We start from the raw sequence: 15372 nt of genomic DNA on the forward strand, positions 1-15372 counted from the left end.
GAGGTCCGGTCCGTGAGTTCCGGCCTGTGAGGGGCCCCGGACACCCGTCGGCGTCCGGGGCCGGACAGGTCAGCTGATGCCCCGGCCGAGTTCCCAGATCTGCAGGGCGGACGAGTTGCTGAGCGCCCACTCCACCCCGGTCAGGTCGTCGCGGGCGGCGACGTACTGCTTGCCCTGCCAGAGCGGCAGCACAGGGACGTCGTCCGCGACGATGTCCTGGATCTTCTGGAGGGGGATCACGGCCGTGGTGCGGTCGGAGGCCCGCCGGGAATCCAGGATGTACTTGTCGCGGATGGTGCTGTTCGCGTAGGGCAGGTTGAGGAAGTTGCCCTTGCTGAGGAACGGCGAGATGAAGTTGTCCGCGTCGGGGAAGTCCGGGAACCAGCCCATGCCGTAGACCGCGTAGTCACCGTGGAGTTCCGCGGGACGGAACTGATCCCACTGGGTGCCCTGGATCGTGATGTCGAAGAGCCCGGACGCGTTCAGCTGCTTCTTGAGCAGCGCGAACTCCTTCGCCGTATTCGGGCCGTAGTGGTCGTTCGTGTAATGCAGCGTCAGCCGCACCTTGTCGGTGATCCCGGCGTTGCGCAGGATCCGGGTGGCTTCGGCCCTGCTCGGATCGCCGTACTTGTTGAAGAACGAATTCGTGTGCCCGCCGACGCTGGTGGGGATCAGCGAGTAGAGCGGCTCGGCCGTCGCGCCGTACACCTGGCTGGCGATCTGGCCGCGGTCGACGAGTGCGGCCATCGCCTGGCGGACCGCCTTGTTCTTCACCGACGGGTCATTGGTGTTGAAGCCGAGGTAGCGGATCTCCAGACCCTGGCTCTCGACGAAGTTGATGTCCGGCGACGATCCGGCGGAGAACTCCTTGATCTGCTCAGGGGAGATGGCGCGGGTCATCATGTCGACCTTCCCCGACTTCAGCGCCGCGCCCATGGCCGCGGCGCCGGTGAAGGACCGGATCTCGACCTTGTCGTTCTGCAGCTTCAACGCCCCCTTGTACCGGGGGTTCTTGGTGAAGACCGCTTTCTCCAGGCGGTTGTTCCTGACCTCCGCCTTGAAGGTGTACGGGCCGGAGCCGTCGATCTCGAAGCCGTTGCGCAGCTTGTTCGGCGCGTAGGCGGCCTTCTCCACGATGCCCGCGGCCGGGGTCGCCAGCTTGTACGGGAAAGTGGCGTCCGGGGTCTTCAGGTGGAAGACCAGTTCCCGATCGCTCACCGGCTCGATGGTGTCGATGTTGTCGAAGAGACCGGCCGGCCCGTTCGGGTCGTGGATGTGGGTGACGCGGTCCAGGGAGTACTTCACGTCGGCGGCCGTGAGGCGGTGGCCGTTCGAGAACTCCAGGCCGCTGCGCAGCTTGCAGCGGTAGCTCTCGTTCTCGCTGTCCGTGAACCGGCAGCCGGAGGCGGCGTCCGGGATGGGCAGGCCGCCGCCGCGCGGCATCTGCATCAGTGACTGGAGAGTGGGGCGCAGGATGTTCCAGGCGCCCGTGTCATAGGTGTAAGCGGGGTCGAGCGGCGCCGGAGCCTTCTTGGTGGCCACGAAGGAGTCCGTGATGCCCACGACGATGGGCTTGCCGCCTCCGCCACCGCTGTCCGTGCTGCCGCACGCGGCGAGTACCGGAGTGAGCAGGCCCGCTATGGCCGGCAGCACCAGAGTCTTGCGGTTCATTCTGGACGTTCTCCTCATCCGGCACTGGGATACAGCGATGTACAGACACTCCGCCGCTGCCGCCCGTTCGGGGCGGGGCGATCGGGCCGGGTACAGAGCGATCGGTCCAGTGTTCCCGTCAGCTTTGCGGGCGCAGGGGGCACGGAAGTGTACGGCGAAGTTCTCGCCACGAGATTAGTGGGGAACGTCAGGAAACCTGGAACGGGGGCGACTTGAGCCGTATCCACATCATCTTCACGAATAGCGGAGCGTCCATATTCGACCACCGAAATGATTCACGCACCGCTTCACCAATCGGGACACATGGGCATGTGCAGAGCGGAGCTCCGGCGCGACAGCACGCGCATGAGCCCGTGTCGACGCCTCACCAGGTGACGAACGTCACTCCCGCCCGGTCTTTCGCAAAGCGCCAACTGCTCTCGCGTGCACATGAAAAACACAAGGTCGACGGGCACCGATTCACGTCAAAGCGAAAGAAACCCGGTCAGTATCCGTCCCGGTGCATTCCGTTGACCAGGGCCTTGAGGAATTCCAGATCGACTTCTTCCAGCGATCCCACGACCATCCGGCCGTCCGCGGCGGCGATCGGTGCGACCGAGGGCACCGCCACCACCCGGCAGCCCGCGGCTTCGGCCGCCGCCACCCCGGTCGCGGTGTCCTCGATGACGGCGCAGCGCGCGGGATCGGCCCCGAGAGCGGCTGCGGCGGCGAGATAGGGCTCCGGGTGCGGCTTCGTACGCGTGACCTCGTCACCCGCGATCGTCAGCGAGAAGTTGTCCGGGCCGAGCGACATCAGGATCCGGTCGATGATGCGCCGGTGCGAGGCGGAGACCAGGGCGGTGGGCACGCGGTGGGCGGCCAGCTCGGTGACCAGTCGCATGGCTCCCGGCATCAGCTGGACCCCGCGCGAGATACGCGCCTCGAAGCCGTCGTTGAGCAGCACGGTGAGCTCGGGAAGGGTGATGTCCGCGCCGGTGGCCTCGATGAGGTATCCCGCGCTGCGGGTCATCGGCCCGCCCACCACGACATGCTGCCAGCCCTCGTCGAGCTGGTGCCCGAGACCGGCGAAGACCTCGACCTCGGCCTCCCACCAGAACCTCTCGGTGTCCACCAGGGTGCCGTCCATGTCGAGGAAGACGGCCTGCAGGACGGAGTCCTCGGCCATACGGGTACTGAGCGCAGGGACCGTACTGGTCATCCGGGCACACCTCCTGGAGGGACATGAGGGCCGGTCCCCCTCCCCCTGCCGGGGAGAGGACCGGCCCGCACTGGACCGACCAGTGTACGTCCGGAAGGCCGGGCGCGCCCCGCCATCGGTCCCGACACCGGCGCCCGGCCGCACCGCGCGGTACGGGTCCGGCACCATCCGGGCGGGAGCCCTACCGGGCGTTGAAGTACTTCGCCTCGGGGTGGTGGATCACGATCGCGTCGGTGGACTGTTCGGGGTGCAGCTGGAACTCCTCGGAGAGGTGCACGCCGATCCGCTCGGGCTGGAGCAGTTCGGCGATCTTCGCCCGGTCCTCCAGATCGGGGCAGGCGCCGTAGCCGAGCGAGAAGCGCGCACCGCGGTACTTCAGCGCGAACATGTCCTGGACGTCCGAGGGGTCCTCACCGGCGTAGCCGAGTTCGGAGCGCACCCGGGCGTGCCAGTACTCGGCGAGCGCCTCCGCCAACTGCACGGAGAGACCGTGCAGTTCGAGGTAGTCGCGGTAGGCGTTGGCCTCGAACAGCTCGGCCGTGGCCTCGCCGATCCTCGAACCGACGGTGACCACCTGAAGGCCGATCACATCCCTCTCGCCGGACTCCTCGGGGCGGAAGAAGTCCGCTAGGCAGAGCCGACGGCCGCGGCGCTGGCGCGGGAAGGTGAAGCGGGTGCGCTCGCTGCCGTCCTCGTTGAGGAGGATCAGGTCCTCGCCCTTGGACACACAGGGGAAGTAGCCGTAGACGACGGCGGCCTCCAGCATGTTCTTGGTGTGCAGCTGGTCCAGCCAGCCGCGCAGGTGCGGGCGGCCCTCGCTCTCCACCAGCTCCTCGTAGGTGGGGCCTTCGCCCTTGCGGGCCTCCTTGAGCCCCCACTGCCCCTTGAAGAGCGCGCCCTCGTCCAGCCAGGAGGCGTACTCCTTGAGCTGGATCCCCTTGACGACGCGGGTACCCCAGAACGGCGGTTCCGGGACCGGGTTGTCGGTGGAGACGTCCGAGCGGACGGGGCCTTCGGGCTCCTGGACCTCCAGTACGGCGGCGGTGTCGCGCTTGGGCACCCGGCGCTGCTTGAGCTCGGGCAGTACGGCGCCGGGGACACCCCGCTTGACGCCGATCAGGGCGTCCATCAGGCGCAGGCCCTCGAAGGCGTCGCGGGCGTAACGGACTTCGCCCTCGTAGATCTCGTGCAGGTCCTGCTCGACGTACGCCCTGGTCAGTGCGGCGCCGCCGAGGATGACGGGGAAGTCGGCCGCCATCTTGCGCTGGTTGAGCTCCTGCAGGTTCTCCTTCATGATCACCGTGGACTTGACGAGGAGGCCGGACATGCCGATGACGTCGGCCTTGTGCTCCTCGGCGGCTTCCAGGATCGCGGAGACGGGCTGCTTGATGCCGAGGTTGACGACGTTGTAGCCGTTGTTGGTCAGGATGATGTCGACGAGGTTCTTGCCGATGTCGTGGACGTCGCCGCGGACGGTGGCCAGCACGATGGTGCCCTTGCCGTCGTCGTCCGTCTTCTCCATGTGCGGCTCCAGATGGGCCACCGCGGTCTTCATGACCTCGGCGGACTGGAGCACGAACGGCAGCTGCATCTGGCCGGAGCCGAAGAGCTCGCCGACGACCTTCATGCCCTCCAGGAGGGTGTCGTTGACGATGTCCAGGGCCGGACGGTCCTGGAGCGCTTCGTCGAGGTCGGCCTCCAGGCCGTTCTTCTCGCCGTCGATGATGCGGCGCTGGAGGCGCTCGTCCAGCGGGAGCGCCATGAGTTCCTCGGCCCTGCCCTGCTTCATCGACTTCATGTTGACGCCCTCGAAGAGCTCCATGAGCTTCTGCAGGGGGTCGTAGCCCTCGGCGCGGCGGTCGTAGATCAGGTCGAGGGCGACCTCGACCTGCTCCTCCTCCAGGCGGGCGATCGGCAGGATCTTGGACGCGTGCACGATCGCCGAGTCCAGGCCCGCCTTCACGCACTCGTCGAGGAAGACGGAGTTGAGGACGACGCGGGCGGCCGGGTTGAGGCCGAAGGAGATGTTGGAGAGGCCCAGCGTGGTCTGGACGTCCGGGTGGCGGCGCTTGAGTTCGCGGATGGCCTCGATGGTGGCGACGCCGTCGCCCCTCGACTCCTCCTGCCCGGTGCAGATGGTGAAGGTCAGGGTGTCGATGAGGATGTCCGACTCGCGTACCGACCAGTTGCCGGTCAGGTCCTCGATCAGCCGCTCGGCGATGGCGACCTTGTGCTCGACGGTGCGGGCCTGGCCCTCCTCGTCGATGGTCAGCGCGATCAGCGCGGCGCCGTGCTCGACCGCCAGCTCGGTGACCTTGGCGAAGCGGGACTCGGGGCCGTCGCCGTCCTCGTAGTTGACCGAGTTGAGGACGGCCCGGCCGCCCAGCTTCTCCAGCCCGGCCCGCAGGACGGGGAGTTCGGTGGAGTCCAGCACGATCGGCAGGGTCGATGCGGTGGCGAAGCGGCCGGCCAGCTCGGACATGTCGGCCACGCCGTCGCGGCCCACGTAGTCGACGCAGAGGTCGAGCATGTGCGCGCCCTCGCGGATCTGGTCGCGGGCCATCTCCACGCAGTCGTCCCAGCGGGCCTCCAGCATGGCCTCGCGGAACTTCTTGCTGCCGTTGGCGTTGGTGCGCTCACCGATGGCCATGTACGCCGTGTCCTGACGGAACGGCACGGTCTGGTAGAGGGAGGCGGCGCCCGGCTCGGGACGCGGGTCGCGGGGGGTGGGGGTCAGCGCGCGGGCCCGCTCGACGACCTGGCGCAGGTGCTCGGGCGTCGTACCGCAGCAGCCGCCGATCAGGGACAGGCCGTAGTCGGTCACGAACGCTTCCTGCGCGTCCGCCAGGCCCTCGGGGCCGAGGGGGAAGTGTGCGCCGTCCTTGGTCAGCACGGGCAGGCCGGCGTTCGGCATGCACATCAGCGGCGTACGCGAGTGGCGGGCCAGATAGCGCAGGTGCTCGCTCATCTCGGCCGGTCCTGTCGAGCAGTTCAGGCCGATCAGGTCGATGCCCAGCGGCTCCAGGGCGGTCAGCGCGGCGCCGATCTCGGAGCCGAGCAGCATCACGCCGGTCGTCTCGAAGGCGAGCGAGCAGATCAGCGGCACGTCGATGCCCAGGGCGTCCATCGCCCGGCGTGCTCCGATGAGGCTGGACTTGGTCTGCAGCAGGTCCTGTGTGGTCTCCACGATCAGGGCGTCCGCGCCACCGGCGAGGAGGCCCTCGGCGTTCTGCTGGTAACCGTCCCGCAGCACGTCGTACGTGATGTGCCCGAGCGACGGGAGCTTGGTGCCGGGGCCGACCGAGCCGAGGACCCAGCGCTGCCGGCCGTCCTTGGCACCGAACTCGTCGGCGACCTCGCGGGCGATGCGGGCGCCCGCCTCGGACAGCTCGACGATCCGGTCGGCGATCTCGTACTCGTTCGCCGCCGAGTGGTTCGCGCCGAAGGTGTTCGTCTCCACGCAGTCCACGCCGACCGCGAAGTACTCCTCGTGGACCGAGCGGACGATGTCCGGCCTGGTCACGTTGAGGATCTCGTTGCAGCCTTCCAGATCCTGGAAATCCTCAAGGGTGGGATCCTGTGCCTGGAGCATGGTGCCCATGGCACCGTCCGCCACCACCACACGGGTGGCGAGTGCCTCACGGAGGGCGTCTGCCCGGGTCCGGCTGTCAGCGGAAGGGGTCGGCAACGAGGCCATGGAATGTACTCCCTGGGATGCGACGGCTGTCGGCTTTGCGCCCTCCGGCAGGATGGCGCACCTGGCCAGGGTAACGGGGACCGCGCTCGGCCGGTGCGGTGTCCCACGGGGCGGACGGCTTCCCCCGCCCGGGTAGCGCGGAACCGGTCAGCTACCGGTCGGCCCTGCTCCGGGTGACACTGGGTCGACATCGACCGATAGTGTTCAGCATTGCCGAACAGTGTGGAGGGTGGCCGAGCAATGGCGAAGAACATTCAGTCCCTGGAGCGGGCGGCTGCGATGCTGAGGCTGCTCGCCGGCGGCGAGCGGAGACTCGGCCTGTCCGACATCGCCTCCTCGCTCGATCTCGCCAAGGGCACCGCCCACGGCATCCTGCGCACACTCCAGCACGAGGGCTTCGTGGAGCAGGACGCGGCGTCCGGCCGCTACCAGCTGGGGGCCGAGCTGCTGCGGCTGGGCAACAGCTATCTGGATGTGCACGAGCTGCGGGCCCGCGCGCTCGTATGGACCGACGACCTGGCCCGCTCCAGCGGCGAGAGCGTCTACCTGGGCGTGCTGCACCAGCACGGCGTCCTCATCGTCCACCACGTCTTCCGCCCCGACGACAGCCGCCAGGTCCTGGAGGTCGGGGCCATGCAGCCGCTGCACTCCAGCGCGCTGGGCAAGGTGCTCTCGGCGTTCGACCCGGTGGCACACAGCGAGGTCCTGGAGACCGAACGCAAGAGCTTCACCCCACGGACCGTCAGCGACCTCACGGAGTTCGAGTCCGTACTGGACCTGACGAGAGCACGCGGCTGGGGATCCGACATCGAGGAGACCTGGGAGGGCGTGGCCTCGGTGGCCGCCCCCATCCACGACCGGCGCAGGATGCCGGTCGGCGCCATAGCCGTCACCGGCGCCGTCGAGCGGGTCTGCACCGACGGGGAACTGCGCCCCGAACTCATCGCCGCGGTGCGCGACTGCGCCCGCTCCGTCTCCCGCGATCTGGGCGCCAGCCGCTTCTGAGCGCTCCCCCCTCGGCGTACCGGAGGAACCTTTCCGGAGCTGTGTTCGAGTTTCCCGTCACAACCTCTTGACCTTTGTCGACTCGGAGGAGAAAACTGCCGTTCATCGGTCGGCATTGTCGAACACTTACCGGAAATACGCGTTAAGGTGTGACAGCGCCAAGGGCCGGCAACGCCCTCACCTGAGGGCGCGGACGACCGGAGGAAACCGGTGTCCGGCTTCCCCTGGACGAAGGACAAAGGAGTCGCGGGTGTCCAGCTCCGACATCTTCATCGGCGAGACCATCGGTACCGCCGTACTCATACTGCTCGGCGCCGGTGTGTGCGCCGCGGTCACGCTCAAGCGCTCGAAGGCCAAGGACGCTGGCTGGCTCGCCATCACGTTCGGCTGGGGCTTCGCCGTACTGACCGGCGCCTACCTGGCCGGCGGCGTCTCCGGTGCCCACCTCAACCCGGCGGTCACCATCGGCCTCGCCATCGAGGGCGGCACCAAGTGGAGCGATGTGCCGCTGTACCTCGGCTCGCAGCTGCTCGGCGCCATGATCGGCGCGGTGCTCGTCTGGGTCGCGTACTACGGACACTTCCAGGCGCACCTGCGGGACCCCGAGATCGCCGCGCAGGCGAAGCGCGTCACGAAGGCGGAGCCCGGACCCGGCCCCGTGGGCGGTGTCTTCTTCACCGCACCGGAGATCCGTCACGTCGTACAGAACCTGGCGACCGAGATCATCGGCACCGTGGTGCTGGTCCTGGCGATCCTCACCCAGGGGCTGAACAACAACGGCAACGGGCTGGGCACCCTCGGCGCGCTCATCACCGCACTCGTCGTGGTCTCCATCGGCCTCTCGCTCGGCGGCCCGACCGGATATGCCATCAACCCGGTCCGCGACCTCGGCCCGCGCATCGTCCACGCGCTGCTGCCGCTGCCCAACAAGGGCAGCTCCGACTGGACGTACGCATGGATACCCGTCGTCGGACCGCTCATAGGCGGCGCTCTCGCAGGCGGTCTCTACAACCTCGCCTTCGCGTGAGCCCCCGGTACTGACGACCACCCCCTTCGGACTTTCGGAGCACACCGTGACCACTGACGCTCACACCACCGGACCGTTCATCGCGGCCATCGACCAGGGCACCACCTCCAGCCGCTGCATCGTCTTCGACAAGGACGGCCGGATCGTCGCCGTCGACCAGAAGGAACACGAGCAGATCTTCCCGAAGCCGGGCTGGGTCGAGCACGACGCCGCCGAGATCTGGACGAACGTCCAGGAAGTCGTGGCCAGCGCCGTCCACAAGGCCGGGATCACCGCCGCCGACGTCAAGGCCATCGGCATCACCAACCAGCGCGAGACCACGCTGCTCTGGGACAAGAACACCGGTGAGCCCGTCCACAACGCCATCGTCTGGCAGGACACCCGCACCGACGCACTCTGCCGGGAGCTCGGCCGCAACGTCGGCCAGGACCGCTTCCGCCGCGAGACCGGGCTGCCGCTCGCCTCGTACTTCGCCGGCCCGAAGATCCGCTGGCTGCTGGACAACGTCGACGGCCTGCGCGAGCGCGCCGAGGCCGGCGACATCCTCTTCGGCACCATGGACTCCTGGGTCATCTGGAACCTGACGGGCGGGGTGAACGGCGGCGTCCACGTCACCGACGTCACCAACGCGTCCCGCACGCTCCTCATGAACCTGCACCGGATGGAGTGGGACCCGAAGATCCTCGCCTCCATCGGCATCCCGGCGGCCGTGCTGCCGGAGATCCGCTCCTCCGCCGAGGTGTACGGAACCGCCAAGGGCGGCGCCCTGGCCGGTGTCCCCGTCGCCTCCGCGCTCGGCGACCAGCAGGCGGCGCTGTTCGGCCAGACCTGTTTCGCCGAGGGCGAGGCGAAGTCGACGTACGGCACCGGCACCTTCATGCTGATGAACACCGGTGAGACGCCCGTCAATTCGTACAACGGCCTGCTGACGACCGTCGGATACCGGATCGGCGACCAGAAGGCGGTGTACGCCCTCGAAGGTTCGATCGCCGTCACCGGTTCGCTCGTGCAGTGGCTGCGCGACCAGATGGGGATGATCAACAGCGCGGCCGAGGTAGAGACCCTGGCCTCCTCGGTCGACGACAACGGCGGCGCGTACATCGTGCCCGCGTTCTCCGGCCTGTTCGCCCCGTACTGGCGCCCCGACGCGCGCGGCGTGATCACCGGCCTGACCCGCTACGTCACCAAGGCGCACATCGCGCGCGCCGTGCTCGAAGCCACCGCCTGGCAGACCCGCGAGATCAGCGACGCCATGACCAAGGACTCCGGCGTCGAACTGGCCGCGCTCAAGGTCGACGGCGGAATGACCTCCAACAACCTGCTGATGCAGACGCTCTCTGACTTCCTGGACGCACCGGTGGTGCGCCCGATGGTCGCCGAGACGACCTGCCTCGGCGCCGCCTACGCCGCCGGTCTCGCCGTCGGCTTCTGGCCGGACACCGACGCGCTGCGCGCCAACTGGCGCAGGGCCGCCGAGTGGACACCCCGCATGGACGCGGCCACCCGTGACCGCGAGTACAAGAACTGGCTCAAGGCCGTCCAGCGGACCATGGGCTGGCTCGAAGACGAGGAGTAACCAGATATGACCACCCTGCAGAGCGTCCCCGCACTCGGGACGCACCCGGCCTCCGGCTCCCTTCCGAGCCGCGCCGAGACTCGGGAGCAGCTTTCCAAGGCAACGTACGACCTCCTGGTGATCGGCGGCGGAATCCTGGGCATCTCCACCGCCTGGCACGCCGCGCAGTCCGGGCTGCGGGTGGCCCTGGTGGACGCCGGTGACTTCGCCGGCGCCACATCGTCCGCCTCCTCCAAACTGCTCCACGGCGGACTCCGTTACCTCCAGACCGGGGCCGTGAAGCTGGTCGCCGAGAACCACTTCGAGCGCCGGGCCGTCTCCCGCGACGTCGCGCCCCACCTGGCGAACCCGCTGACGTTCTACCTGCCCGTCTACAAGGGCGGCCCGCACGGCGCCGCCAAGCTCGGGGCCGGGGTCTTCGCCTACTCGGCGCTCTCCGCCTTCGGCGACGGTGTCGGGCACGTGATCTCCCCGGCGCGGGCCCAGCGGGACGTGCCGGAGCTGCGTACGGACAACCTCAAGGCCGTCGCGGTCTACGGCGACGACCAGATGAACGACTCGCGCATGGCCCTGATGACGGTGCGCGCGGCGGTCGAGGCCGGCGCCACCGTGCTCAACCACGCCGAGGTCACCGGGCTGCGCTTCACCCGGGGCCGGGTGACGGGCGCGGAGCTGCGGGACAGCCTCGACGGCAGCGAGTTCGGCGTCGGTGCCCGGCTCGTACTGAACGCCACCGGCCCCTGGGTCGACCACCTGCGCAAGCTGGAGGACCCGAACGCGGCCCCGTCCATCCGGCTGTCCAAGGGCGCCCACCTGGTGCTCAAGCGCACCTCGCCGTGGCGCGCCGCGCTGGCGACGCCGATCGACAAGTACCGGATCACCTTCGCCCTCCCGTGGGAGGACCAGCTGCTGCTCGGTACGACCGACGAGGAGTACGAGGGCGACCCCGCCGATGTACGGGTCACCGAGAAGGACATCGCGCAGATCCTGGACGAGGCCGCCTTCTCGGTCCGTGACCAGCAGCTGTCGCGTGATCTGATCACCTACTCCTTCGCGGGCCTGCGGGTGCTGCCCGGTGGCCCCGGCGACACCTCGAAGGCCAAGCGGGAGACGGTCGTCACCGAGGGACGCGGCGGGATGCTCTCGGTGGCCGGCGGGAAGTGGACGACCTTCCGGCACATCGGCCGGACGGTCATGAACAAGCTGGCCGATCTGCCGGGGCACCCCCTCGGTGAGGACATGGAGCCGGTCTCGCGGCTGCCGAAGAAGCAGCCGCTGCCCGGGATGGCCAACCCGAACGCGGTCGCGCACCGGCTGCTGGTGGACGGCGGTACGCCCGGTCCGCGGATGGCGGCGGACACCGCTCGCCATCTGGCCACGCACTACGGCTCGCTCTCCTTCGACATCGCCCGGCTGGCGAACGAGGACCCGTCGCTGGCCGAGCGGGTCCACCCGGACGCCCCGGAGATCTGGGCGCAGGTCGTGTACGCCCGCGACCACGAGTGGGCCGAGACCGCGGACGACGTGCTGCGCCGCCGTACGACGCTGACGATCCGGGGCCTGGCGACGGACGACGTCGTGGCGAAGGTCGAGGACGTCCTCGGCAAGAAGCAGGGACAGTGAGAAGCAGCGGCGGTCGGAAGTAGGGACAGTTCGGGTGAGGGGCGGCTCCCGGCCGGGGCCGCCCCTCACCCGTGTCCCGTGTCCCGTGTCCCGTGTCCCGTGGCCCGTGGCCGGACGGCGCGGTCGCTCGTGGCGTGTTGTCATGGCGGGACCCCTTCGGGGCGGCTCCGCAGCGCCGTCTCCGGACGCCCCTCCGGGGGTGTCCCGACAGCCGATCCCGTGCAGTTCCGGGGACTGTGTGCGCGAGCGCTCGAACAGGAGCCATAATCGGGAGATACATCGGATGTCTGCTGAGGCGAGGTTCCCCATGGCTGTGACCGACGAGGCCATCGAGAAGATCAAGGAAATGATCGTCTCGGGTGCACTGCGGCCAGGTGACCGGCTGCCCAAGGAGAGTGAACTCGCCGCCGAACTCGGCCTGTCCCGCAACTCGCTGCGCGAGGCGGTGCGCGCGCTGTCGCTGATCCGCATCCTCGATGTGCGCCAGGGCGACGGCACCTACGTCACCAGTCTCGATCCCCAGTTGCTGCTCGAAGCGATGAGCTTCGTCGTGGACTTCCACCGGGACGACACGGTGCTGGAATTCCTGGCCGTACGGCGCATCCTGGAGCCGGCCGCGACCGCGATGGCCGCGCACCGGATCAGCCAGGAGGAGTTGGAGGCGCTCAGCGCCCAGCTGGACGCGCTGGGCCCGCAGCCCTCGGTGGAGGAACTCGTCGCCGGCGACCTGGAGTTCCACCGGGGCATCGTGCAGAGTTCGGGCAACTCGGTGCTCTGCTCACTGCTGGACAGCCTCTCCGGGCCGACCACCAGGGCGCGGGTGTGGCGCGGGCTGACCCAGGAGGACGCGGTCAGCCGTACGCTCCACGAGCACCGCGCCATCCTGACAGCGCTCAGGGACCGGGACGCCGAAGCGGCCCGGTCCTGGGCGACGGTGCACATCGCCAGCGTCGAGCAGTGGCTGCGTTCGACGCTCTGAGTGCGGCCGGCGGGGGGAGCGGTCAGTCCTGCTCCTCACCGCTGGCGAAGCGCGAGGCGATCAGGGCGATGATGATGATGGCGCCGTTGAGGAAGGTCTCCCACTGTCCGGGCACCCCGGCGAGCGTCATCACATTCACCACCAGCTGAAGGGCGAGCACACCGGTGAGCGCGCCGAAGATGGTGCCCCGGCCGCCCTTCAGCCCGATCCCGCCGATCACCGCGGCGGCCATGACCTGGAAGATCATGTCCTTGCCCTGTGCGGCACCGACCGATCCGTAGTGGCCGGTGTAGAGGATTCCGGCGAAGGCCGCGAGCAGCCCGCCGATGGCCAGGACGATCCAGGTGACCCGGTCGACGCGGATACCTGCGGCCCGCGCCGCCTCCGGGTTGCCGCCGATCGCGTACAGCGAGCGCCCGTGCCGGGTCCAGGCCAGCGCGGCCCCGCCGACGGCGAACAGTGCCAGGCAGATCCAGACGGCGGCCGGGGCGCCGAGCCAGGAGGCCCGTCCCAGGTAGCTGAAGGAAGCCGGCACCTCGATGATCGACTTGCCCTCGGTGATCCCGATGTGGAGCCCGCGGAGCATCATCAGCATGCCGAGGGTCGCGATGAAGCCGTTGACCCTCAGCTTCAGCATCAGGAAGCCGTTGAACGCACCGATCGCGAGCCCGGCCAGCAGGCAGAGCGGGATCGCCATCCAGGACGGGAACAGCCCGAGCCCGGTGAACCGGTCGCCCTCCGACGGCAGGACCAGCCAGAGCGCGAGGACCGGCGCGATGCCGATCGTCGACTCCAGCGACAGGTCCATCCGTCCGCAGATCAGGATGAAGGCCTGGGCGAGCACCAGCAGACTGAGTTCGGACGACTGCTGGATGACGTTGATCAGATTCTCGGACGTCAGGAACACCGGCGAGACGATGAACCCGATCACCATCAGCACCAGGATCACCGGCACGAGCGAGAAGTCGCTCCAGCGGATCAGCGCCAGCCTGCCCCGCAACGGGCTGACCTGTACCTTCGTCTCCTCGGCCGCCACCGGCCCGATCGTGTCGGTCATGACCGCTCCCCCACACCTTCCATGGCGGCGACCAGTTCCCCGTCCGTCCACCCACTGTCGTATTCGGCGACGACCCGTCCGTGGAAGAGCGCGACCACCCGGTCGCACACCCGCAGGTCGTCGAGTTCGTCGGAGATGATCACAGCGGCGTTGCCCTCCTCGGCAACCCGCCTGACCACGCCCAGGAGCGAGTCCTTGGACTTGATGTCCACACCCGCCGTCGGCCGCACCGCCACCAGCGTGCTCGGCTTACGGGCGAGCGCGCGGGCGACCACGACCTTCTGCTGATTGCCTCCGGAGAGCCCGGAGACCTTCTGCTCGGGCCCGGTCGTCTTGATGTCCAGCGAGGAGATCATGTTCCGCGCGAACTCCCGGGTGCGGGAGGGCAGTACGGTCCCCCACGGCCCGAGCTGGTCGGCGACCGTGAGCGTGGCGTTCTCCGCGATGCTGCGCTCCAGGACCAGCCCCTGCCGGTGGCGGTCCTCCGGGATGTACCCGATACCCGCGTCCAGGGCGTGCGGCACACTGCCGGGCTTGACGTCCCGGCCGCGGACCGAGACGCGCCCCGCGGTGGCCTTGCGCATGCCGACCAGGGTTTCGCCCAGCGCCGTGTTGCCGCTGGCCGCGGCGCCCGCGATACCGAGCACCTCACCGGGCCTGACCTCGATGTCCAGCGGTTCGAACTCGCCCTCCAGGCTGAGCCCTTCGGTCCGCAGCACGGGCTCGGCCCGGCCGGTGCCCGCGGATCCGGCCCGCGGTGTACCGGGAGCCGCGTGCCAGGCCACCGGCCCGGTCGCGGTCTCGCCGGTCATCGCCGCGACCAGATCCGCCTTGTCCAGCTCGGCGACGGGCGCCGTGAGGACGTGCCGGGCGTCCCGGTAGACCGTGACGGCGGTGCACAGTTCGTACACCTCCTGGAGGTGGTGCGAGATGAAGAGGAACGCCACCCCCTGGCTCTGCAGGTCCCGCAGCTTGGTGAAGAGGCTCTGGATACCGCGTGCGTCGAGCTGGGCGGTCGGCTCGTCCAGGATGATCAGACGGGCGCCGAACGACAGCGCCCGTGCGATCTCCACGAACTGGACCTGCTCGACGGAGAGGTCCTTCGCCCGGGTGTTGGGGTCGACATTGACCCCGTACTCGGCGAGCAGCGCCTCGGCCCGCTTGCGCAGCCGTCCCCAGCTGATCCAGCGGCCACCCTTCTCCCCGCGGTCGAGTCCGTAGTTGTTCAGGAAGAGGTTCTCGGCCACGGTGAGATCGGGCACGGCCATGGACTTCTGGTAGACACAGGCGACCCTGGACTGCCAGGCCATGGTGTCCCCGAAGGCCGGCGCGGGCTCGCCGTTGAAGGCGACCGTGCCGGCGTCCGGCTTGTGGAGCCCGGTGATGACGCTGACGAGCGTGGACTTTCCGGCGCCGTTGCGCCCGACGAGGGCGTGCGACTCACCGGGCTGGACTGTCAGGCGGACATCGTCGAGCGCGACGGTGGGACCGAAGCGCTTGACGATGCCTTCCGCATGAACCGCTGGTGCATCGGGCATG

The 15372-nt window shown here is 69.0% G+C and carries 10 protein-coding genes; 5 read left to right on the forward strand and 5 right to left on the reverse strand.

What is annotated here, in order from left to right; all coding sequences use genetic code 11:
• Nucleotides 1–69: 69 nt before the first annotated feature.
• From OG709_RS06170 to metH, 3 genes are all read right to left on the reverse strand, one after another.
• A complete protein-coding gene (locus OG709_RS06170) occupies nucleotides 70–1671 on the reverse strand; it encodes an ABC transporter substrate-binding protein (RefSeq protein WP_250303282.1) in 1602 nt (533 codons plus the stop codon).
• A gap of 484 nt (nucleotides 1672–2155) precedes the next feature.
• Complete coding sequence (locus OG709_RS06175; protein ID WP_329165168.1) at nucleotides 2156–2869, reverse strand: HAD family hydrolase; 714 nt, start codon at nucleotides 2867–2869, stop codon at nucleotides 2156–2158.
• Between the two features lie 181 nt (nucleotides 2870–3050).
• A complete protein-coding gene (gene metH, locus OG709_RS06180) occupies nucleotides 3051–6566 on the reverse strand; it encodes a methionine synthase (RefSeq protein ID WP_250303280.1) in 3516 nt (1171 codons plus the stop codon).
• Nucleotides 6567–6806: 240 nt separating this feature from the next.
• Between metH and OG709_RS06185 the strand changes: the two genes are divergently transcribed.
• The 5 genes from OG709_RS06185 to OG709_RS06205 all read left to right on the forward strand — a co-directional run bounded on the left by OG709_RS06185 (nucleotide 6807) and on the right by OG709_RS06205 (nucleotide 12776).
• Complete coding sequence (locus OG709_RS06185) at nucleotides 6807–7571, forward strand: IclR family transcriptional regulator (protein WP_266643869.1); 765 nt, start codon at nucleotides 6807–6809, stop codon at nucleotides 7569–7571.
• Nucleotides 7572–7821: 250 nt separating this feature from the next.
• On the forward strand, nucleotides 7822–8598 hold the full coding sequence (locus OG709_RS06190) for an MIP/aquaporin family protein (RefSeq protein ID WP_250303278.1): 777 nt from the start codon (nucleotides 7822–7824) through the stop codon (nucleotides 8596–8598).
• A gap of 46 nt (nucleotides 8599–8644) precedes the next feature.
• The gene (gene glpK / locus OG709_RS06195; RefSeq protein ID WP_250303277.1) at nucleotides 8645–10174 is read left to right on the forward strand and encodes a glycerol kinase GlpK; all 1530 of its coding nucleotides are present in this window, start codon (nucleotides 8645–8647) and stop codon (nucleotides 10172–10174) included.
• A gap of 6 nt (nucleotides 10175–10180) precedes the next feature.
• Nucleotides 10181–11797: a glycerol-3-phosphate dehydrogenase/oxidase gene (locus tag OG709_RS06200; protein WP_250303276.1), complete on the forward strand. Its 1617-nt coding sequence runs from the start codon at nucleotides 10181–10183 to the stop codon at nucleotides 11795–11797.
• A gap of 307 nt (nucleotides 11798–12104) precedes the next feature.
• Nucleotides 12105–12776: a FadR/GntR family transcriptional regulator gene (locus OG709_RS06205; protein WP_250303275.1), complete on the forward strand. Its 672-nt coding sequence runs from the start codon at nucleotides 12105–12107 to the stop codon at nucleotides 12774–12776.
• 22 nt (nucleotides 12777–12798) lie between these two features.
• Here the strand turns inward: OG709_RS06205 and OG709_RS06210 are convergent, their stop codons facing one another.
• Both OG709_RS06210 and OG709_RS06215 read right to left on the reverse strand, forming a co-directional pair.
• Complete coding sequence (locus tag OG709_RS06210) at nucleotides 12799–13833, reverse strand: ABC transporter permease (protein WP_250303274.1); 1035 nt, start codon at nucleotides 13831–13833, stop codon at nucleotides 12799–12801.
• Nucleotides 13830–15371, reverse strand: a complete 1542-nt coding sequence (locus OG709_RS06215) for a sugar ABC transporter ATP-binding protein (RefSeq protein ID WP_250303273.1) — start codon at nucleotides 15369–15371, stop codon at nucleotides 13830–13832. Before OG709_RS06215 ends, OG709_RS06210 begins: the two co-directional genes overlap by 4 nt.
• Nucleotide 15372: the final 1 nt, after the last annotated feature.

Origin of the sequence: Streptomyces sp. NBC_01267, assembly GCF_036241575.1 — a bacterium.
Taxonomy (GTDB): Bacteria; Actinomycetota; Actinomycetes; order Streptomycetales; family Streptomycetaceae; genus Streptomyces.